Below are 20,722 nucleotides of genomic sequence, written 5' to 3'. Positions count from 1 at the left end.
ATTTACGCATAATTTCCGATTTTGTGTTCTTAATCTTTGAAAAATAAAGATATGTAATGTTTTGAGATGGAATTAAGATAGAATATAGTTATCTTTGCCGTCTCAAACATTGTTATATGGGTGTTGTCTAATTAAAGTGTTTACTTATGTTTGGTAATAGACTTTACAGTAAAGTACTGTATCTTTTTTTCATTTGCTTAGTCGCTAAATTCTTCTTTTTTGATTTTCTGTGGTGCCTGCAGACGACCTTTGCCTCTTGCTCAAGGATTGAAACCTATCTGGATGCTGTATTGGTGACATTGGTTTTATTATTGCCTCTTGTCTGTTTCCGGGCGGTTAAGACGACGCTTGCTATTTTTGTACTGGTCGATTTGTTATTGGTTACTAACCTGATGTATTTCCGGACTTATTTTACGGCTATCCCTTTAAGCAGCTATATGCTGGCCGGGAATCTGAAAGATTTCACAGCAAGTGTCTGTGATGCTTCGCGGTGGACGGATCTGTTTTTCCCTCTTTCCACTCTGTTTGCCGGATTTGTATGGTGGAAATACGGTCGGAATGAAAGTGCGGAAGTTCCGGGAAGTCGGTTCCCGCTGCGTTATTTCCTCCTGATTCTGGTTACCGGCCTGCTCTCGTTCGGGTTGATCGAAATGAAGAGGGGATATAAAGCAGCTTTCGAATCCCTTCAAAATGCCAATATGCATACTTGCGGGACTCCTATGTACACTGTTTTCGGTTCGCTTTATTATGATTATTTACGCGAACAGGTGGTGTACACGCCCGAAATAGAGAAGCATATCAATACCTGGTTGGCGGATAAACCGGCCTGGAAACCGTTACCGATTGAGATCGAGGTACGCGATAATTGTATTTTGATTTTAGCCGAATCTCTGGAAAGTTGGGTGTTGGAAAAGACGGTGGAAGGCAATGAAATAACCCCCTATCTGAATAAATTGTTGAAAGACTCGACCACGCTATATGCGCCTTATGTCCTGACACAGGTAAAAGGAGGCCGTTCGATCGATGCCCAACTTCTGTTCGATACGGGGCTGTTACCGATTGCGAACGGTGCCTATAGCACTAAGTTTCCCTCTTCTTATTACCCTTCTGTCGTTAAGGCGTTTAAAGAAAAATATCCGGGAGCACGGGCTTACGGGCTTACGGTTGATAAAAGGATTGTCTGGAACCAGAATATTGTCGCTCCGATGTTTGGCTATGACCAACTGTTGGATAAACAAAGCTTTATCCTTGATGAGCGTGTCGGACCTCATAAAAAATTAGGAGATGTCTCTTTCTTCCGCCAGTGTGCCGATAAGATTGAAGATGAGGTTGTATGGAACAAAGATGGACATACGTTCCTGCAATGTGTGACCTATTCCGGCCACAACCCGTTTATTCTACCGAAAGAATTAAAAAATATATTTTTTTCCGCTGAGATCCCTCAGCGGATGAATGATTACATGACGATGGCGAATTACACGGACAGGGCAATCGGTCTTTTTATCGAGCGTTTAAAACAGTCGGGGATATTGAATAATACGATGGTTGTCGTAACCGGTGACCATGAAGGCCTTGCCGATGCACGGAGTATGCTCTGTGATACGAAAGCGGGGAAAGGCATTGTCTCGGATCAGCAGTTTACTCCTTTGATTATAATAAACTCACCGGTGGGCATGCGCTATGAAAAAGTGATGGGGCAGGTTGATATTTATCCGACACTGCTGTCTCTTCTCGGGCTGGATAATTATGCCTGGAAAGGATTGGGACGCAGCATTCTGGACCCCGACAAAAAGGCTTTTGCCATTGATCCGAATTACAAAGTGGTAGGAGATGCGGGGGATGTTTCGGATGAGGAACTCCGGTTTGCCAAAGATGCATGGACCGTTTCGGACATGATCATCCGTTGTGATTATCTGGGGAGAATGAATGAGGCGGTGTGCCAAAAGTCAGCATTTACCGGACGCAGATGACACAGACGAGCGTTACTTTGCGTTATCTGCGTTCGGTTGAATTTTTATTTCTTACCGATTGCTTTCTTCAACGCTTCCAGAGCCGTTTTCAGGACTGAACGCGGGCAACCGATGTTCAGACGCATAAAACCTTCGCCGCCGGGACCGAACATACTTCCGTCGTTCAGCAACAGGCCGGCTTTTTCCTCGAAGAGGCTGACCAGCTCCGGCTGGCTCAGTTTCAAGTCGCGGCAATCCAGCCAGATAAGGAAAGATGCTTGCGGAGGATATGCTTTTATTTTCGGCAGGTTGGCTTTCAGGTAATCATCCACGAAACGTACATTTTCCGTTATGTACATCCGCATCTGCTGTAACCATTCCGCACCGTAAGTATAGGCTGCTTCCGTTGCCGTATAAGCGAAGATTGTTCCGTCGCCGAACTCGCCGGCTTCCATAAAGGAGTAGAACTGCTCCCGTATCCCGGCATTGGGAACGATTGAATAGGAGGTTACGATACCGGCAATATTGAAGGTCTTGCTCGGTGCCATAAAGGTGATGCTGCAATTGGCTGCCGCTTCGGAAACCGTTGCAAACGGATGGTGCGTATATTGCGGATAGGCCATCTCTGCATGGATCTCATCCGAAATAACCAAAATATGATGTTTGGCACAAATCTCGGCTAACCGGACCAGCATATCCTTTTTCCAGACAATGCCGCCCGGATTATGAGGATTGCAAAGGATCAAGACTTTACACCGGTCGTCTATCACCGATTCCAGGTTGTCGAAATCCATTTCATAGACGCCATCCACCATTTTCAGCGGGTTGTACACCACTTCGCGGTGCATGCTTTCCGGAACGATACGGAACGGATGGTAAACCGGTGGCTGGATAATCACTTTGTCGCCCGGTTGGGTGAAACACTGAAGGACGAAACCGATTCCCTTTACAATGCCGGGAATGTAGCTAAGCCATTCACGCTGTATTTTCCAGTTATGTTTATAATGCACCCATTCGATAATACTATTATAGTAAGAGTCCGATCCGTATGTATATCCGAAGATCTCGTGTTCGCAACGTTTCCTGATAGCATCGACTATAAAGTCCGGTGTCCGGAAATCCATGTCGGCAACCCAAAGGGGAACCAAGTTCTCATTGCCGAATCGTTCCTTTAAGGTATCAAACTTGATGCAATTGGTGCCCCGGCGTTCGATGACCTCGTCAAAGTTGTACTGTTTCATTTGTTTATTATTTCAGTCTGCGGGGGGCAAATATACAAATTATCTCTTTGTACCTATATGTTCGATTCCGGAAATAGTTGTTATAGCTGAAACTTATATCCGATTGCCAAAGTTGCGTTCCGGTTTCTCAACTGTTTATAAAGCCCGGCCTGCTCGAATCCTTTCCACATGTCTTTTAATCCTAAGTCATAGTTGAAAGACAGGCTGATTTGTCCGATCTCGGCATTCAGTCCGAAACGCAATCCGCTATCGAAGCGGTTGAAGGCATAAGCGAGCTTTCTTTCCGATTCAGCAGTATAATAGTAATGCGACTCAAAAGGATTAGACCATTCCGTTACGTTCATAGACTCATTGGGATTATATCCTGTGGCGCTTTTTCCAAACTCACCCGTACCATTGACTCCCCAGGCAAAATATGCACCGACAGAAGGTGTCAGATGGATATTGGAGGCTACCGGTATTCGATAACCGACCTGTAAGGGAATTTCTATATATCCTAATCTGGCAAGCAGTTCGTATCCGAGTTTGTCTGCACAAATCGTATTTGCACCTTTCATTGTATGAAAGACTCCGGTAGACAGATTGATCCGGTTTTTAAAAGCATAATCCACCGTCAATCCCCCATGAGATCCAATCTGCGTATGATTGGTTACGATATTCACACTCGACAGGTCGATACCGGCCTCTGCACCTAAGCGCCATTGTGCCTTTGCTGGAAAAAAACAAATACAGAACAGTGCAGCAATCAACAATTTTGTAACTTTCATGACTTTAAAATATTAATGTTATATATTGTAAGACTTGAATTTCTTGAATCCCCCTATTTATGGCAGCATGAAAAATCTTAAAGATGTTATTATGTGCGAAACACGGGATTACATTCGGATTACTATTATTCAAGAGAAAAGAAATTATCCTGATAATTCTTGGATCAATATGTATAAACTATACAATAACCCCCCTTTTCTACCGTTTTTCTATTTCGTCCGAAATCTTGATCGATTTTGAATTGACTCTTTTCTTGGTTTTAACCTCTCCGGCTGACACTGGAAAAAGCGGGCTGCCGAGGTCATCCCGAAAAACGTGCAATTTGTTTCCCTAAAACCGGAAATACCGGCAAAGTGATAAACCTTAACTCCCGGAGAATCGAATATTTGAAAATAAAACGGACGGCGCTCCAAATATCGCAAGGAAATTTAGGGGCTTTTTTGCCCTAAAGACGGTCCTCTTTTTAATTATGACCGTCCAAATCGCCATTACGACCGTGCTAATCTTCGCGAGGTGCCGAGTGCACTACACATTAGCACGGTCGTAATGGCAAAGAGGACGGTCGTAATTGTTGAAAACACCCTATAAAGAGGAAAAAGTCCCTTTTTGAGGTCAAAAAAGTGGATTAACATTTGTTTTGTTTTGGATGTCTTTCGGATTAAAAAAATACGTTTTATACAATAAGCCCCCCCCGGATAGTTGAAAGTTAAGAGTTGAAAATTGAAAGTTAGAAGGGATCATATTTAAGAAATAGAAATTCGTATTTAAGAAAAAGTGAACTTGTAAATGATGATTTAGCGGTGAGTTGCAGTTCAATCTTGTCAAAAACAATTATACAAGTTTGATTCAAGCAGAGATTTCTCCCTTATGATAATAAATAATGAGCCAGTCTTCCTTTTTTATTGAGAAATGTAAGATAAAGTGATATTTTTCTTTTAAATTCTTTGGTGGTACGAATTATTGTTCTACATTTGCAGCGTCAAACAAAAAATAAAGACATAAGAAAAGATGATGAACAATGTATTGCATATTATTCTCGTGGTGGTCCTTCTAGTCATTAGCAGGTAAGGAGAAAGGTGTGCAAGAAGTCGTGAAGTCGTATAAAGATATTTCTTAAGCCTTTCTCCATATAGAGAAGGGCTTTTTTAATGTATAAAAATAAAGTAAACAAACAATATGATGAAGAATCCGTTAAGAAGTTCATACAGCACAGAGGGCAGACGCATGGCCGGAGCCCGTGCCTTGTGGCGCGCCAACGGCCTGAAAGAAGAGCAGTTCGGCAAACCGATTATAGCCATTGTGAATTCATTTACCCAGTTTGTACCCGGACATGTGCATCTGCACGAGATCGGGCAACAGGTGAAAGCGGAGATCGAAAAGTTGGGTTGCTTTGCAGCCGAGTTCAATACGATTGCCATCGACGACGGTATCGCGATGGGGCACGACGGGATGCTCTACTCGCTCCCTTCCCGCGACATCATTGCGGACAGCGTTGAATATATGGTAAATGCGCATAAGGCCGATGCGATGGTTTGTATCAGCAATTGCGACAAGATCACGCCGGGTATGCTGATGGCATCCATGCGGCTTAATATCCCGACCATCTTTGTTTCCGGCGGTCCAATGGAGGCCGGCGAGTTGGATAACCGCCACCTCGACCTGATCGATGCCATGATTGAATCGGCCGATACATCGGTGAGCGACGAACGGATCGCACAGGTCGAACGGAACGCCTGCCCCGGATGCGGTTGCTGCTCCGGTATGTTTACGGCAAACTCGATGAACTGCCTGAACGAGGCGATCGGTCTGGCGCTTCCGGGTAACGGGACGATTGTCGCTACGCACGCTAACCGTACGCAGCTGTTCCGCGATGCAGCCAAACAGATTGTAGAAAATGCTTATAAGTATTACCGCGATGGCGACGACTCGGTTCTTCCCCGCAGTATCGCTACCCGTCAGGCTTTCCTGAACGCCATGTCGCTGGATATCGCCATGGGCGGATCGACCAATACGGTACTTCACCTGTTGGCTGTTGCACAGGAAGCGGAAGCCGATTTCACGATGGACGACATCGATATGCTCTCACGCAAGACTCCCTGCCTTTGCAAAGTCGCTCCCAATACACATACCTATCATGTTCAGGATGTAAACCGTGCCGGTGGTATTATGGGGATTATGAATGAGTTGCTGAAGGGCGGACTGGTAGACGGCGGTGTGAAACGTGTGGATGGCATGACACTGGCCGAGGCTGTAGACAAATTCGCAATCACTTCGCCGAACGTAACGGATGAGGCAATCAAGAAATATAAGAGCGCCCCGGCCCATCGTTTCAGTATTCAGATGGGATCGCAGGAAACTTACTATAAAGAACTGGATACCGATCGTGCCGGAGGATGTATCCGCGACGTCGAACATGCTTACTCCAAAGATGGCGGCCTGGCTGTCCTGAAAGGAAATATCGCGTTGGACGGTTGCGTGGTGAAGACCGCCGGAGTGGACGAGAGTATCTGGAAATTTGCCGGCCCTGCCAAAGTTTTCGATTCGCAGGATGCCGCTTGTGAAGGAATCCTGGGTGGAAAAGTCGTTTCGGGTGACGTGGTCGTGATCACGCACGAAGGACCGAAAGGCGGTCCGGGTATGCAGGAAATGCTTTATCCTACCTCTTATATAAAGAGCCGCCATCTTGGTAAGGAATGCGCCCTGATAACGGACGGACGTTTCAGTGGCGGCACATCCGGCCTTTCTATCGGCCATGTGTCTCCCGAAGCGGCAGCCGGCGGAGCAATCGGCCTGGTAAAGGATGGCGATATCATCGAGATCGATATACCGGAACGTACCATCAATGTGAAGGTCAGCGATACGGAATTGGCAGAACGCCGCAAGGCGGAAGAAGCCCGCGGAACGAAAGCCTTTACGCCTCCTTACCGCCAGCGAGTCGTCTCGAAAGCCTTAAAGGCTTACGGCAAGATGGTTTCATCGGCCGACAAAGGGGGAGTAAGAATTGTAGAAGATTAAACATCAGACTAAAATAGAGAGATATGGAGAAACAAAAGATAACCGGTTCGGAAGCTTTGCTGAAGACGCTGATCGCTGAAGGAGTAGACACTATCTTCGGTTATCCGGGAGGGCAGGCAATTCCTATTTACGACAGCTTGTATGATTACAGAGATCAGTTGAAACACGTCCTGGTCCGCCATGAACAGGGAGCGACGCATGCTGCCCAGGGATATGCACGCGTATCCGGCAAAGTGGGAGTGACCTTGGTTACTTCCGGTCCCGGCGCAACTAATACCATTACCGGTATTGCCGATGCTTTGATGGACAGTACGCCTATGGTAGTCATAGCCGGACAGGTGCCTTCTCCGCTGCTCGGAACGGATGCTTTCCAGGAAGTCGATGTGATCGGTATTGCCCAGCCAATAACGAAGTGGGCTTATCAGATCCGCCGGCCGGAAGAGATCGCCTGGGCTGTCTCGCGTGCCTTTTATATCGCTTCTACCGGCCGTCCGGGACCTGTTGTCCTTGACCTGGCAAAAGATGCGCAAGTCGGTTTGGTCGATTACGAATATAAGAAGGTGGACTTTGTCCGCAGCTATCAGCCGGAACCGGAGATCAACCGGGATCGGATTAAGACGGCTGCCGCTCTGATCAACAGTGCAAAGAAACCGTTCTGCCTGGTTGGGCAAGGTGTTTTGCTGGGAGGGGCTGAAGAAGAACTGAAAGCATTCCTGCTGAAAAACGATATACCGGCCGGTTCGACAGTCTTGGGCTTGTCGGCTATGCCTTCCGATTTTCCTTTAAATAAAGGTATGCTGGGTATGCATGGAAATGTAGGACCGAACCGGAAGACGAACGAATGTGACGTCCTGATCGCCATCGGGATGCGCTTCGACGACCGTGTGACGGGCGATCTGAATACGTATGCCAAGCAGGCCAAGATCATCCATCTGGATATCGACAACTCCGAAATCGGAAAGAATGTTCCGGTAGACGTGAAAGTGCTGGGTAATGCCAAACACACGATCCCGATGATTACAGAACTGTTGGAAGAACGGAAGCGTCCGGAGTGGAATGCCGAATTTGAGCCGGATGCCCGGGAAGAATACGAGAAGGTGATTGAAAAAGAATTGTCTCCGGTCAGTGGCCAGCTGAAGATGGGCGAAGTGGTCCGGAAAGTATCCGAGGCGACAGGCAACGACGCCATCCTGGTGACGGATGTAGGCCAGAACCAGATGATGGGCGTCCGCTACTTTAAATATAAACAAACCCGCAGTGTGGTTACATCCGGCGGTCTCGGCACGATGGGCTTTGGCCTTCCGGCTGCTATGGGAGCTAAGTTTGGCGCACCCGACCGTACGGTCTGCTTCTTTACCGGCGATGGAGGTATGCAGATGACGATCCAGGAGTTAGGAACCATCATGCAGGAAAAACTCGATGTAAAGATTATCATCCTGAATAATAATTTCCTCGGTATGGTACGCCAGTGGCAGGAACTGTTCTTCCACGAACGCTATTCCAACACGACGATGGAGAATCCCGACTTCGTAGCAATTGCCAAGGCTTACGGTATCGCCAGCCGGGCAGTCGACAAGCGGGAAGAGCTGGACGATGCCATTGCCGAGATGCTCGCGCACGACGGCGCATATGTGTTGGTAGCCAATGTGGAGACTTGCGGTATGGTATTACCGATGGTGCCTGCCGGAGCAAGCGTAACAAACATGATATTAGGAGATAAGTAAGGAGGCGAAGCTATGACAACAAAAAAATTATATACCGTTATTATCTTTTCAGAGAACACAGTAGGTCTTCTGAACCAGATTACGATTATCTTTACGCGCCGGCAGTTGAACATCGAGACGCTTTCCGTCTCTCCGTCTGCGATACAGGGTATCCACAAGTTTACGATCACGACCTTTGCCGATGAGGATATGATCGACAAGGTGGTGAAACAGATCGACAAGCGCGTCGACATCCTGAAGGCTTATTATAATACGGATGAAGACCTGGTCTTCCAGGAGATCGCCCTTTATAAGCTGAGCACAGAACTGTTCATCAAGATGGGCACGGTTGAGGACCTGATCCGCAAGTACAACGCCCGTATCCTGGAGATGAACGAGACGTGTGTCGTGCTGGAAAAGAGCGGTCATTACGACGAGACGCAGGCGCTTTTCAAAGAACTGAGCGAATCGATCGGCGTCTTGCAGTTTATCCGTTCCGGACGTATCGCCATCACCAAAAGCCGCGTAGAGCGGTTGAGTGATATGTTGGCCGATATGGAACGCAAGCTGCAGGAAAGAAACGGACAATAACGTAGGGGCGGGGTCTGCCTGCCCTCTTAAAATATAGAATTATGGAGAAAAACAAAGTAGGAGAATTTCATTTCGTCACAGAACCATATCTGTTGGATTTCCGTGGACGCGTCACGATCCCGATGATCGGAAACTACCTGATACACGTGGCGTCCACTCATGCCGCCGAACGTGGATTCGGCTTCAACGACATGTCCGAACGGCATACTGCCTGGGTGCTTTCCCGTCTGGCGATCGAGATGATTGAATATCCTGCCATGTCGGAGCCTATAACGCTATATACCTGGATAGACGAAGTCGGCCGCCTCTTCACCAGCCGTTGTTTCGAGCTGGCGGACAGCAACGGGAAGACCTTCGGTTACGCCCGTTCCATCTGGGCGGCTATCGACGTCGAGACACGCCGTCCGACCTTGTTGGATGTGGCAGGGCTGAGTTCTTATATAACCGAGCGTTCCTGTCCGATCGAGAAGCCGGGCAAGATTGCGGCTGCGGAAAGCGAGTCGGAAGGTGTTCCTTACTCGATCAAATACAGCGACCTGGACATCAACGGACATCTGAACAGTATCAAATATATGGAACACCTCCTGGACCTGTTCGACCTGGAGATGTTTAAGACAAAAGATATCAAACGTTTCGAAATCGCTTACCAGGCTGAAGGCAAATATGGGATGGAACTCATGTTGCATAAGCAGGAAGCCGGTTCTGAAAAATATAATATGGCAATTTGTAACGAAGGCAAGGCGATTTGCCGTGCAGCCGTTACGTGGAGTTAGAGAATAGAGAATTATTATTAAATACATTTTAAAGTAAAAAGAAAATGGCAGTAATGAATTTTGGCGGTGTTGACGAAAACGTAGTAACCCGCGAAGAGTTTCCGTTGGAAAAAGCAAGAGAAGTGTTGAAAGATGAAGTAATCGCAGTAATCGGTTACGGTGTTCAGGGCCCTGGACAGAGCTTGAACTTGCGCGACAATGGTTTTAACGTGATCGTAGGACAGCGTCCGGGCAAGACCTATGACAAGGCTGTTGCCGACGGTTGGGTACCGGGTGAGACACTTTTCGGTATCGAAGAAGCTTGCGAAAAAGCAACTATCATACAGGTTCTGCTTTCTGATGCCGCCCAGATCGAATGCTGGCCGCGTATCAAGAAATACCTGACTCCGGGTAAGGCGTTGTATTTCTCTCACGGTTTTGCAATCACTTACAAGGAACGTACAAACATCATTCCTCCCGTAGACGTCGATGTAATCCTGATCGCTCCGAAGGGTTCCGGTACATCTCTGCGCCGTATGTTCTTGCAGGGACGCGGCTTGAACTCCAGCTATGCAATCTTCCAGGATGCAACCGGCAAAGCATGGGACCGTGTAATCGCACTGGGTATCGGCGTCGGTTCAGGTTACCTGTTCGAAACAACTTTCAAGAAGGAAGTGTATTCCGACCTGACGGGCGAACGCGGTACGCTGATGGGTGCTATCCAGGGTCTGCTCCTGGCTCAGTACGAGACATTGCGCGAACACGGACACGAACCTTCCGAAGCATTCAACGAAACAGTGGAAGAGCTGACTCAGTCGTTGATGCCGCTGTTCGCAGAAAACGGTATGGACTGGATGTATGCAAACTGTTCCACTACCGCCCAGCGTGGTGCTCTGGACTGGATGGGCCCGTTCCACGATGCAACTAAACCGGTATTCGAAAAACTGTATAACGAAGTGGCTGCCGGTAATGAAGCACAGCGTTCTATCGACACCAACAGCAAACCGGACTATCGCGAAGGTCTGAACAAGGAACTGGAAGCCCTGCGCAACAGCGAAATGTGGCGTGCCGGTGCCGTTGTCCGCAAACTGCGTCCGGAAAACAACTAATACTTTTTGCGGCCCCGCGTCAAGCGCGGGGACAAGGAACTTCGGATGAATATCTCACAGGGATACAAAGCTCTGGGAATTGAATTTCCCTTTGTTTTGTATCCCTGTGTTTGTTTTTTGACTACATTTGAACGGGTTAAATATTAAATACTATTTGTCGATGAGAAAAATACTTTACATTTGTTTGGCTGCCCTTCTTCTGATGGGGGCTTTACCCGTCCGGGGACAAAACGTATCCATTCCCGAATTGGTCGACGGGTATTATCAGATTGGGAATGCGGAACAGTTGAAGTGGTTCCGCGACCAGGTTCTTGCCGGTGAAGCTAAGATAAATGGGAAATTGACGGCGGACATCAAACTTTCCGATCTGGAATTGAACGAAGACGGAAGTATAAAAGGCAATGCGCCGTCGGAGCAATGGAAACCGATCGGCATCTATCTGGATGGTGGAAACTCACCGAAGTTCGAAGGCATTTTTGACGGGCAGGGACATATTGTCAGTGGCGTCTATATCGATACGGATGAAGTCGGTTCGATGGGATTCTTTGGTGGAACAGCCTGTAAAGCGGAAATCAGGAATTTAGGGGTTGTGAACAGTTATATCTCTGCCGTACAATATGTCGGAGGTGTTTGCGGCAGGGCGGATGGCGAAGACCATTTGGAAGAAAACGGTACGCTTATCAGCAACTGTTACTTCTCCGGTACGGTAATAGGTAAAGGCGATGGTGCATATGTCGGCGGTATCTGCGGAGAAAATGACGATGCGGCAAAGAATATAGATTGCTATAATCTTGGAATCGTGAAAGGTAAAAACGGTTGTATCGGTGGTATATGTGGCCGTAGCGAAGGCTCTATCATCAATTGTTATAATGTGGGGCAAGTCATTGCTACAGATGCGACAGGCGAAACATTCGTGGGTGGTATATGCGGCCATAATTGGAAGCAGAATTATGAACATGCGGTTTCTGTTTCCAACTGTTTTTATTTAGAAGGAGTCGCTACCATTGGAGTCGGTAAAAATGAAAGTGTTGTTCGCGATCTATATCCCATGTCTGCCGACTTGTTCAACAGTGGTAAAGTTGCTGATCTCTTGGGCGATGCTTACGGTCAGTCGCTGTCCGGAACAAAAGCCGCCGGCTTGAAATCGACACCCGTTCTTCTGGCTTTTTATCCGGCGGAGGAACAAGCCGCTTTGAAAGTTTATTCTGTCATTTACGACTTGAATTATGAAGGCGCAGCAGCCCTCGATACGATCTACGGCAATACAGGCAGAACTATCCGTCCGTTGGCCAACGTGCCCGTCCGTGAAGGATATTCGTTTGTCGGTTGGTTCGATCAGAAGGAAGGCGGGACGGAACTGGCTTCTCCATCCTCGATCGGTACGGCGGACAGGACGTTTTATGCGCATTGGGAAAAGGCGGACGATCCGACTGCTCTCGATAAGGTCACTGATTCCTCAAGTGGTATCCGTGTGCTCGATGGCTGCATTTGTATTACAACGGATGAACCGGTCGGAATGCGTATTGTCAGCATTACCGGGCGTACGGTCCGTACAGGTCGCCTTGCTGTCGGAACAAGTGAGATTTCCGGTTTGCCGGGTGGTGTCTATATTGTGCTTTTGGATAATGGGACACGCAGCAAGGTTTTGATTCGGTAACTGAATAACTTAAATTATCTATATCATGAAGAAGTTTCAAGTCTTGATCATGTTTCTTTGGCTTTCTGTTTCCCTTACGGGGGCGGTCGAGTCGAAGATCCAATTGGTGCACGGGCCTTATTTGCAGAATCTGGGACCTGATGAGGTGACAATCGTATGGCTGTCGGATCAGCCTTCTGTCGGCTGGGTGGAGTTAGCGCCGGATGATGGTTCCGATTTCTATGCGACGGAACGTCCCCGCTATTTCGATGCCCGCAATGGCGTTAAGAATACCTCGACGATCCATACGGTGAGGGTCAAAGGGCTTAAGCCGGGAACCAATTATCGCTACCGGGTGTTTGCACAGGAGGTATTGAGCCATATCGGCCATAAAATCATTTACGGGAACTATGCCTCAACGGATGTCTATTCGAAGAAGCCGTTGGTCTTCAAGACAAGTAATCCGGCTGATAATATCGTATCGTTCGCGATGGTGAATGACATACACGGAAAAAATGATGTCCTGTCCAATCTGGTTTCCAAATGTGATTTGAAAAAGACTGACTTCTTTATTTTCAACGGTGATATGGTTTCTGTCTTTAACGAGGAAAACCATATCTTCGACGGTTTTATGGACACGGCGGTAAAATTGTTTGCCTCCGAAATCCCGATGTATTACACGCGGGGTAACCATGAAACGCGCGGTGCTTTTGCTACCGAGTTCCAACGTTACTTCTCACCGAAAGAGGAGAATATCTATTATACTTTCCGGCAAGGTCCGATCTGTTTCGTGATTCTGGATACCGGGGAAGATAAACCGGATTCAGATATCGAGTATGCCGGCATTACGGTCTATGACGAATACCGGACGGAACAGGCCGAATGGTTGCGCCAGGTCCTGAACAGCAAGGAATATAAGGAAGCTCCGTTCAAGATTATCGTAGCCCATATCCCGCCGATGGGTGGCTGGCATGGAAACCTGGAAGTGGAAAATAAGTTCATGCCTTTGCTTCGTGAGGCCAAACCCGATGTGATGCTTTGCGGCCACCTGCACCGTTTCATACATCAGGATGCAACGGCCCAAACCCCGTTCCCGATAATTGTCAACTCCAATACCGCTGTCCTGAAAGCGACAGCCGATCCGAAAGAAATGAAGATACAGGTGGTGGATGTGGATGGTAAAGTACTGGATCAATTCTCTATAAAAAAGTAATATCATGAAATGTCTGCTTTTCTTTCTGTTGTTTTCATTGTTTGCTGCCAATGCGCAAGAGCATAAGACAGAGATAAACGGTGTGGTTAAAGATGCAAAGGGGAAACCTGTTGCTTTTGTCAATATCGGTGTCATGGGAAAAGGCTTTGGAGGAATGTCTGACGAGGCTGGAAAATTCTGCCTGTTTGTGCCGGATTCCTTGTTGGACGATCAATTGACCATATCCCATATTGCATATAAAAAGTACTCTTCCCGCCTCCGGGAACTTGCCGGTTCGCCTGTTACCGTTGTATTGGAGGATAGCCTGCTGGTTCTCCCGGAAGTCTCTATTTCTCCCATGAAAGGAAAGTGGATCAGTAATAAAGGAATACGGGTGCCGGGAGGTGTAATGGCTACCGATAGCATCGGCAGTTTGGGGGAAGAAATCGGTATTTCTGTGAAATTGGACAAGGAAGGGCTGTTGGAACAAATCCGGTTACCCATTTCTCGATGCGGGTATGACAGTGTTTTGGTACGTATAAATCTGTATCATCTTTCTGATGAGATGAACCCGGAATTACTGCCGGTTCAGCCTATTTACCAAACAATCCGGAAAATGGAAAAGAAAGAAAAAGTCTTGTTTACCTACGATACGCCTCCCTTGATTCCGGCAGGAAATATCCGGGTTGGATTTGAGATTGTTCGCGTCTATGGCAAAGGCAAACTTTTCTTCCCGCTCTATTCAACCAGCAGCTTGCATCGTTCGGTTTCATTGGACACGTATAAGAAAGCGCCGTTCGGCATTAAGGCTTCCGTTTATGTGAGGCAATGATTTAGTTATGAATTGATTTTGCTTTTACTTATCTTACTTACGTTTTATAAGAAAATATATATAAAAAACTTCGATTTATATTTGGTGGTTTGGAAAAAGGCTGTATCTTTGCAGCGTTCAAACAGAAACAACGAAAAGAACAACATGAAACAGGAAATGCTAAATAGTCTCATTATTTCTCTAAATATTATTCTACTCTGGGAACGGGATAGGAAGTGAGACTGTATATGCTTTGCTGGGCATAAAGATATTAAAGAGCCTTTCTCACTTCCTTGTGAGAGAGGCTTTTTTTATTAAAGGAATAGTAAGTTATAATAAAATTAAAGAGGATAGAACTATGTCAGACAGATTATTTATTTTCGACACTACATTACGCGACGGCGAGCAGGTGCCGGGTTGCCAGTTAAACAGCATTGAGAAGATTCAGGTTGCGAGAGCGCTGGAAGAACTGGGTGTCGATGTGATTGAAGCCGGTTTCCCCGTGTCGAGCCCGGGTGATTTTAATAGCGTTGTTGAAATATCGAAAGCCGTAACATGGCCTACTATCTGTGCGCTTACCCGTGCGGTTGAAAAAGATATCGATGTGGCTGCCGAAGCTCTGAAGTTCGCGAAACGCGGACGTATCCATACGGGTATCGGTACATCCGACTATCATATTAAATATAAATTCAACTCCAACCAGGAAGAGATTCTGGAACGTGCCATTGCGGCAACCAAATATGCCAAGAAGTATGTGGAAGACATCGAGTTCTACTGCGAAGATGCCGGACGTACGGACAACGAATATCTGGCGCGTGTGGTAGAAGCAGTTATCAAGGCTGGCGCTACGGTTGTGAATATTCCCGATACGACCGGTTATTGCTTGCCGGACGAATATGGTGCGAAAATCAAATACCTGATGGAGCACGTAGATGGTATCGAAAAGGCAGTCATCTCTACCCATTGCCACAATGACTTGGGAATGGCAACCGCCAACACCGTACAAGGCGTGTTGAACGGAGCCCGCCAGGTGGAGGTCACCATGAACGGTATCGGTGAACGCGCCGGTAACACCTCTTTAGAAGAAATCGCCATGATTTTCAAGAGTCATAAGGAACGTGAAATCATCACCAATATCAATACGACGAAGATATACGGTGTCAGCCGCATGGTGTCGAGCCTGATGAATATGCCGATCCAGCCGAACAAGGCGATCGTCGGACGTAACGCCTTCGCCCACTCTTCCGGCATTCACCAGGACGGTGTCTTGAAGAACCGCGAAAGTTATGAAATCATCGACCCGAAAGATGTGGGTATCGACGATAATGCAATCGTATTGACCGCTCGTAGCGGACGCGCTGCCCTGAAACATCGCCTGCAGGTCTTGGGCGTCGAACTGTTACAGGAAAAGCTGGATAAGGTCTATGAAGAATTCCTGAAGCTGGCCGACCGCAAAAAAGATATCAACGACGACGACGTCCTGATGCTTGCCGGCAAAGACCGTACGGCTATGCACCGTATCAAATTAGATTACTTGCAAGTGACATCTGGCGTCGGCCTGCAATCCGTTGCCAGCGTTTGCCTGGATATCGCAGGTGAGAAGTTTGAAGCTGCTGCTTCCGGAAATGGACCTGTCGATGCGGCTATCAAAGCGGTGAAATCGATTATCCACCGCACGATGACTATCCAGGAATTCCTGATCCAAGCTATTAATAAGGGCAGTGACGATATGGGTAAAGTGCACATGCAGGTGGAATATGAAGGAAACCGTTATTACGGTTTTGCCGCCAATACCGATATCATTGCCGCTTCGGTAGAAGCATTTATCGATGCAATCAACAAATTTGTAAAATAAAAGAAATTATGAATACACTATTTGACAAGATTTGGGATTCCCACGTGGTCACGAAGATCGAAGAGGGACCCACACAGCTTTACATAGACAGACTTTACTGTCATGAAGTAACCAGCCCGCAGGCCTTTGCCGGTATGCGTGCACGTGGTTTGAAACCGCTTCGCCCGGAACGTATCTATTGTATGCCGGACCACAACACGCCGACACACGACCAGGACAAACCGATAGAAGACCCGATCTCGAAGAACCAGGTCGACACGCTGGCACGGAATGCCGCCGATTTCGGCTTGACCCACTACGGAATGCTGAATGAACGAAACGGTATCATCCATGTGGTCGGCCCCGAACGCGCCCTGACCTTGCCGGGCATGACAATCGTCTGCGGCGACTCCCATACCTCCACGCACGGAGCTGTCGGAGCTGTCGCTTTCGGTATCGGAACCAGCGAAGTGGAGATGGTGATGGTTTCCCAATGTATCTTGCAGGCAAAACCGAAGACCATGCGTATCAGTGTGGAAGGCACATTGGGCAAAGGCGTAACAGCAAAGGACGTGGCGCTTTACCTTATGTCGAAGGTGACGACCAGCGGAGCTACCGGATATTTTGTGGAATATGCCGGCTCGGCTGTTCGCAGTCTGTCGATGGAAGGACGCTTGACTTTGTGTAACCTTTCGATCGAGATGGGTGCGCGTGGCGGTATGATCGCCCCCGACGAAACGACTTTTGCCTATCTGAAAGGACGTGAAAATGCTCCGGTAGGTGAAGAATGGGAGAAGGCTGTCGCTTACTGGAAGACGCTGAAGAGTGGCGATGATGCCGTCTTCGATAAAGAAATCCGGTTTGATGCTGCCGATATCGAGCCGATGGTGACTTATGGAACCAATCCGGGCATGGGTATGGGTATCACACAGCATATCCCGACTGTCGAGGGCATGAGCGAAGTGGCTAAGACTTCTTTCCTGAAATCGATGGCTTATATGGGCTTCGAACCGGGTGAATCGTTGCTTGGAAAGAAGATCGACTATGTCTTCCTGGGTTCTTGTACGAACGGACGTATCGAAGACTTCCGCGCTTTTGCCTCTATCGTGAAGGGCCGGAAGAAAGCGGATCATGTGATTGCCTGGTTGGTGCCCGGCTCCTGGATGGTAGATGCTCAGATACGCGAGGAAGGTCTGGATAAGATATTTGAAGAGGCTGGTTTCCAACTCCGTCAACCGGGTTGCTCGGCTTGTCTGGCGATGAACGATGATAAGATCCCGGCAGGTAAGTATGCCGTTTCGACCAGCAACCGTAATTTCGAAGGACGTCAGGGGCCGGGTGCACGCACGATTCTGGCCGGTCCGCTGGTAGCCGCCGCAGCCGCCGTGACGGGCGAGATTACTGATCCGAGACAGTTCATGTAGTCGTACGAAATCAAATAGTAAAACGATAAAATATCAAAGATATGAAACAGAAATTCAATATCATAACATCTACTTGTGTTCCACTCCCTTTGGAGAATGTGGACACAGACCAGATCATCCCGGCCCGTTTCCTGAAAGCGACTGACAAGAAAGGTTTCGGCGAAAACCTGTTCCGCGACTGGCGGTATGATAAGCAGGGAAACAAAATCGAATCGTTTGTCCTGAATGATCCGACTTATGGCGGCCAGATCCTGGTGGCAGGAAAAAACTTCGGTTCCGGTTCCAGCCGCGAACATGCAGCCTGGGCAATAGCCGATTACGGTTTCCGGGTGGTTGTCTCCAGCTTCTTCGCCGACATCCACAAAAACAATGAGTTGAACAACTTTGTTCTTCCGGTGGTTGTAAGCGAACAATTCCTGGCAGAACTTTTCGACTCCATCTATGCCGATCCGAAAACAGAAGTAGAAGTCAACCTGCCCGCCCAGACGATCACCAACAAGGCAACTGGCAAAAGCGAACATTTCGACATCAACGCCTACAAAAAGGATTGCCTGGTCAACGGTCTCGACGACATCGACTACCTCCTGTCTAATAAATCCAAGATAGAGGAATTTGAAAGAAAGGGACGCAGATGACGCAGAATACGCAGACGGACGCAGATTTTTTATTTAAGGAAGAGACGGATAAGATCATCGGTGCTTTTTATAAAGTATATCGAACTTTAGGATATGGCTTTCTGGAGAGAGTGTATCAGAACGCGTTATTCTTTGAATTGCAGGAGATGGGGGTTAAATGCGAAGCTCAATATCCTATTCCTGTTTATTATCAAGGGAAATTAGTAGGAGAGTACATCGCCGATATCATAGTGAACGATTCCATAATATTGGAGTTGAAAGCTGTAAAAGAGTTATGCGATGAACATGAAGCTCAACTATTGAATTATCTGAAAGCAACTAAAATAGAATTGGGACTTCTGTTGAATTTTGGAGTTCATCCCCAAGTAAAACGGAAGATATTCATAAATAAAAATAAATAATCTGCGTAAGTCTGCGTTATCTGCGTAGTCTGCGTCCGGTAAATACTGACAAATAGAATTAATTATGATAGAAATAATGGATACCACCCTGCGTGACGGGGAACAGACATCGGGAGTTTCTTTTGCGGCGCATGAGAAACTGAGTATTGCCCAGGCATTGCTCGACTTGGGTGTGAACCGCCTCGAGATCGCATCTGCGCGTGTCTCAGACGGCGAGTTTGAGGCCGTGAAGCGTGTGGCTTCCTGGGCGGAACGTACCGGAAATATCCAGAAGCTCGAAGTGCTCGGCTTCGTCGATGGCGATGTCTCGCTGAACTGGATCGAGGCTGCCGGTTGCCGGACTGTGAACTTACTTTGCAAAGGCTCTTACAAGCATGTGACGGAGCAGCTGCGTAAGACTCCCGAACAGCATTTTGCCGATATCCGCAGCGTCATCAACCTGGCGACGGAACGGGGGATAGGAGTGAATGTCTATCTGGAAGACTGGTCGAACGGTATCAAGAATTCGCCGGAATATGTCTATCAGTTTGTCGATTCGCTTCGTGACCTGCCGGTACGCCGGTTCATGTTGCCCGATACGTTGGGCATCCTGAATCCCGGTAATACATACGATTATTGCAAGGATATGGTGACCCGCTATCCGGATCTGAAGTTTGATTTCCACGCTCACAACGATTATGACCTGGCCGTTGCCAATGTCTATTCTGCCGTCCGTGCCGGAATCAATGGCGTTCATACCACGCTGAACGGCTTGGGCGAACGTGCAGGAAACGCTCCTCTCAGCAGTGTGCTTGCCGTTCTGAAAGACCAGTTGGGAGTGGAAACAACGCTCAGGGAAGAGAAGATCAACTATGCCAGTCGCCTGGTGGAAACTTTCTCCGGCGTCCATATCCCCACAAACAAACCGATCATCGGCGAACATGTCTTTACGCAATGTGCCGGTGTACATGCCGACGGCGACAGCAAGAACAATCTCTATTGTAACGACCTGCTGCCCGAACGCTTCGGCCGCGTCCGCGAGTATGCGCTCGGAAAAACATCCGGCAAGGCAAATATCCGCAAAAACCTCGAATCGCTGGGGATTGACATCGACGAAAACTCCATGCGTAAGGTGACCGAGCGGATCATCGAATTGGGCGATAAGAAGGAAATGGTTACGACGGAAGACCTGCCGTATATCATCAGCGATGTGCTTCATCATGATACTATTGCCGATCAGCGCATCCGCATATTAAATTATTCTTTATCTTTGGCGCAGGGGCTGAAACCTGTTGCAACCCTGAAGATAGAGATCAATGGGGAAGCCTATCAGGAATCGGCTTCCGGCGATGGGCAATATGACGCCTTTGTGCGTGCCCTCCGGAAAATATATTCCGATCTGGGCCGTCCATTCCCGATGCTGACCAACTATTCCGTATCCATCCCGCCCGGCGGACGAACCGATGCATTCGTGCAGACTATCATCAGCTGGAACTATGCCGGAGTAGACTTTAAGACACGCGGACTCGATGCCGACCAGACGGAAGCAGCTATCAAGGCGACATTGAAGATGCTGAACAAGATAGAGCAATGAATAATGTGCCAATAGATCAATGTGCTAATGTGCCAATTTGTGGTTACATCGGTTTTTCATTGGCACATTGGCATATTTGCAAATTAAT

The 20,722-nt window shown here is 47.7% G+C and carries 16 protein-coding genes; 14 read left to right on the top strand and 2 right to left on the bottom strand.

All coding sequences use genetic code 11. The features are described 5' to 3' along the window. The first annotated feature begins 146 nt into the window (after positions 1–146). Positions 147–1,970: an LTA synthase family protein gene (locus DWW90_RS16045; protein WP_122345693.1), complete on the top strand. Its 1,824-nt coding sequence runs from the start codon at positions 147–149 to the stop codon at positions 1,968–1,970. 44 nt (positions 1,971–2,014) lie between these two features. Here DWW90_RS16045 and DWW90_RS16040 read toward each other — a convergent pair whose 3' ends face one another. Both DWW90_RS16040 and DWW90_RS16035 read right to left on the bottom strand, forming a co-directional pair. Next, positions 2,015–3,190, bottom strand: a complete 1,176-nt coding sequence (locus DWW90_RS16040) for a MalY/PatB family protein (RefSeq protein ID WP_122345692.1) — start codon at positions 3,188–3,190, stop codon at positions 2,015–2,017. A gap of 80 nt (positions 3,191–3,270) precedes the next feature. Next, positions 3,271–3,957 (bottom strand): outer membrane beta-barrel protein, encoded by a 687-nt coding sequence (locus tag DWW90_RS16035; RefSeq protein WP_122345691.1) that lies wholly within the window; start codon positions 3,955–3,957, stop codon positions 3,271–3,273. Between the two features lie 1,180 nt (positions 3,958–5,137). On the opposite strand from DWW90_RS16035, the gene ilvD reads away from it, so the two are divergent. From ilvD to DWW90_RS15965, 13 genes are all read left to right on the top strand, one after another. Then, the gene (ilvD, locus tag DWW90_RS16030; protein WP_122345721.1) at positions 5,138–6,973 is read left to right on the top strand and encodes a dihydroxy-acid dehydratase; all 1,836 of its coding nucleotides are present in this window, start codon (positions 5,138–5,140) and stop codon (positions 6,971–6,973) included. A 23-nt stretch (positions 6,974–6,996) separates the two neighbouring features. Further along, positions 6,997–8,697: a biosynthetic-type acetolactate synthase large subunit gene (gene ilvB, locus DWW90_RS16025; protein ID WP_122345690.1), complete on the top strand. Its 1,701-nt coding sequence runs from the start codon at positions 6,997–6,999 to the stop codon at positions 8,695–8,697. A 12-nt stretch (positions 8,698–8,709) separates the two neighbouring features. Beyond that, complete coding sequence (gene ilvN, locus DWW90_RS16020) at positions 8,710–9,267, top strand: acetolactate synthase small subunit (protein ID WP_115500131.1); 558 nt, start codon at positions 8,710–8,712, stop codon at positions 9,265–9,267. Positions 9,268–9,308: 41 nt separating this feature from the next. Next, the gene (locus DWW90_RS16015; RefSeq protein ID WP_122345689.1) at positions 9,309–10,040 is read left to right on the top strand and encodes an acyl-[acyl-carrier-protein] thioesterase; all 732 of its coding nucleotides are present in this window, start codon (positions 9,309–9,311) and stop codon (positions 10,038–10,040) included. 44 nt (positions 10,041–10,084) lie between these two features. Next, positions 10,085–11,128, top strand: a complete 1,044-nt coding sequence (gene ilvC / locus DWW90_RS16010; RefSeq protein WP_122345688.1) for a ketol-acid reductoisomerase — start codon at positions 10,085–10,087, stop codon at positions 11,126–11,128. Between the two features lie 160 nt (positions 11,129–11,288). Further along, positions 11,289–12,785, top strand: a complete 1,497-nt coding sequence (locus DWW90_RS16005; RefSeq protein ID WP_122345687.1) for an InlB B-repeat-containing protein — start codon at positions 11,289–11,291, stop codon at positions 12,783–12,785. A 25-nt stretch (positions 12,786–12,810) separates the two neighbouring features. Continuing rightward, positions 12,811–13,977: a metallophosphoesterase gene (locus DWW90_RS16000; RefSeq protein ID WP_122345686.1), complete on the top strand. Its 1,167-nt coding sequence runs from the start codon at positions 12,811–12,813 to the stop codon at positions 13,975–13,977. Positions 13,978–13,981: 4 nt separating this feature from the next. Then, positions 13,982–14,788 (top strand): carboxypeptidase-like regulatory domain-containing protein, encoded by an 807-nt coding sequence (locus DWW90_RS15995; protein ID WP_122345685.1) that lies wholly within the window; start codon positions 13,982–13,984, stop codon positions 14,786–14,788. 337 nt (positions 14,789–15,125) lie between these two features. After that, complete coding sequence (locus DWW90_RS15985) at positions 15,126–16,622, top strand: 2-isopropylmalate synthase (RefSeq protein WP_122345683.1); 1,497 nt, start codon at positions 15,126–15,128, stop codon at positions 16,620–16,622. Between the two features lie 8 nt (positions 16,623–16,630). Next, positions 16,631–18,025: a 3-isopropylmalate dehydratase large subunit gene (gene leuC, locus DWW90_RS15980; RefSeq protein ID WP_122345682.1), complete on the top strand. Its 1,395-nt coding sequence runs from the start codon at positions 16,631–16,633 to the stop codon at positions 18,023–18,025. 41 nt (positions 18,026–18,066) lie between these two features. Next, on the top strand, positions 18,067–18,660 hold the full coding sequence (gene leuD, locus DWW90_RS15975) for a 3-isopropylmalate dehydratase small subunit (RefSeq protein ID WP_122345681.1): 594 nt from the start codon (positions 18,067–18,069) through the stop codon (positions 18,658–18,660). Continuing rightward, entirely contained in the window at positions 18,657–19,061 is a 405-nt protein-coding gene (locus tag DWW90_RS15970; protein WP_122345680.1) for a GxxExxY protein, read from the top strand. Before leuD ends, DWW90_RS15970 begins: the two co-directional genes overlap by 4 nt. Positions 19,062–19,125: 64 nt before the next feature. Further along, a complete protein-coding gene (locus tag DWW90_RS15965) occupies positions 19,126–20,634 on the top strand; it encodes an alpha-isopropylmalate synthase regulatory domain-containing protein (RefSeq protein WP_199659198.1) in 1,509 nt (502 codons plus the stop codon). The last annotated feature ends 88 nt before the right edge of the window (positions 20,635–20,722 follow it).

The organism is Parabacteroides sp. AF17-28 (genome assembly GCF_003479205.1).
Taxonomy (GTDB): Bacteria; Bacteroidota; Bacteroidia; order Bacteroidales; family Tannerellaceae; genus Parabacteroides; species Parabacteroides acidifaciens.
The sequence above is the reverse complement of the archived record's forward strand: the minus strand, read 5'-3'. Positions and strand labels throughout refer to the sequence as shown.

Coding starts and splice junctions, on each gene's coding strand:
- DWW90_RS16045 (WP_122345693.1), top strand. CDS start 147: ATGTTTGGTAATAGACTTTACAGTAAAGTACTGTATCTTTTTTTCATT.
- DWW90_RS16040 (WP_122345692.1), bottom strand. CDS start 3,190: ATGAAACAGTACAACTTTGACGAGGTCATCGAACGCCGGGGCACCAAT.
- DWW90_RS16035 (WP_122345691.1), bottom strand. CDS start 3,957: ATGAAAGTTACAAAATTGTTGATTGCTGCACTGTTCTGTATTTGTTTT.
- ilvD (WP_122345721.1), top strand. CDS start 5,138: ATGAAGAATCCGTTAAGAAGTTCATACAGCACAGAGGGCAGACGCATG.
- ilvB (WP_122345690.1), top strand. CDS start 6,997: ATGGAGAAACAAAAGATAACCGGTTCGGAAGCTTTGCTGAAGACGCTG.
- ilvN (WP_115500131.1), top strand. CDS start 8,710: ATGACAACAAAAAAATTATATACCGTTATTATCTTTTCAGAGAACACA.
- DWW90_RS16015 (WP_122345689.1), top strand. CDS start 9,309: ATGGAGAAAAACAAAGTAGGAGAATTTCATTTCGTCACAGAACCATAT.
- ilvC (WP_122345688.1), top strand. CDS start 10,085: ATGGCAGTAATGAATTTTGGCGGTGTTGACGAAAACGTAGTAACCCGC.
- DWW90_RS16005 (WP_122345687.1), top strand. CDS start 11,289: ATGAGAAAAATACTTTACATTTGTTTGGCTGCCCTTCTTCTGATGGGG.
- DWW90_RS16000 (WP_122345686.1), top strand. CDS start 12,811: ATGAAGAAGTTTCAAGTCTTGATCATGTTTCTTTGGCTTTCTGTTTCC.
- DWW90_RS15995 (WP_122345685.1), top strand. CDS start 13,982: ATGAAATGTCTGCTTTTCTTTCTGTTGTTTTCATTGTTTGCTGCCAAT.
- DWW90_RS15985 (WP_122345683.1), top strand. CDS start 15,126: ATGTCAGACAGATTATTTATTTTCGACACTACATTACGCGACGGCGAG.
- leuC (WP_122345682.1), top strand. CDS start 16,631: ATGAATACACTATTTGACAAGATTTGGGATTCCCACGTGGTCACGAAG.
- leuD (WP_122345681.1), top strand. CDS start 18,067: ATGAAACAGAAATTCAATATCATAACATCTACTTGTGTTCCACTCCCT.
- DWW90_RS15970 (WP_122345680.1), top strand. CDS start 18,657: ATGACGCAGAATACGCAGACGGACGCAGATTTTTTATTTAAGGAAGAG.
- DWW90_RS15965 (WP_199659198.1), top strand. CDS start 19,126: ATGATAGAAATAATGGATACCACCCTGCGTGACGGGGAACAGACATCG.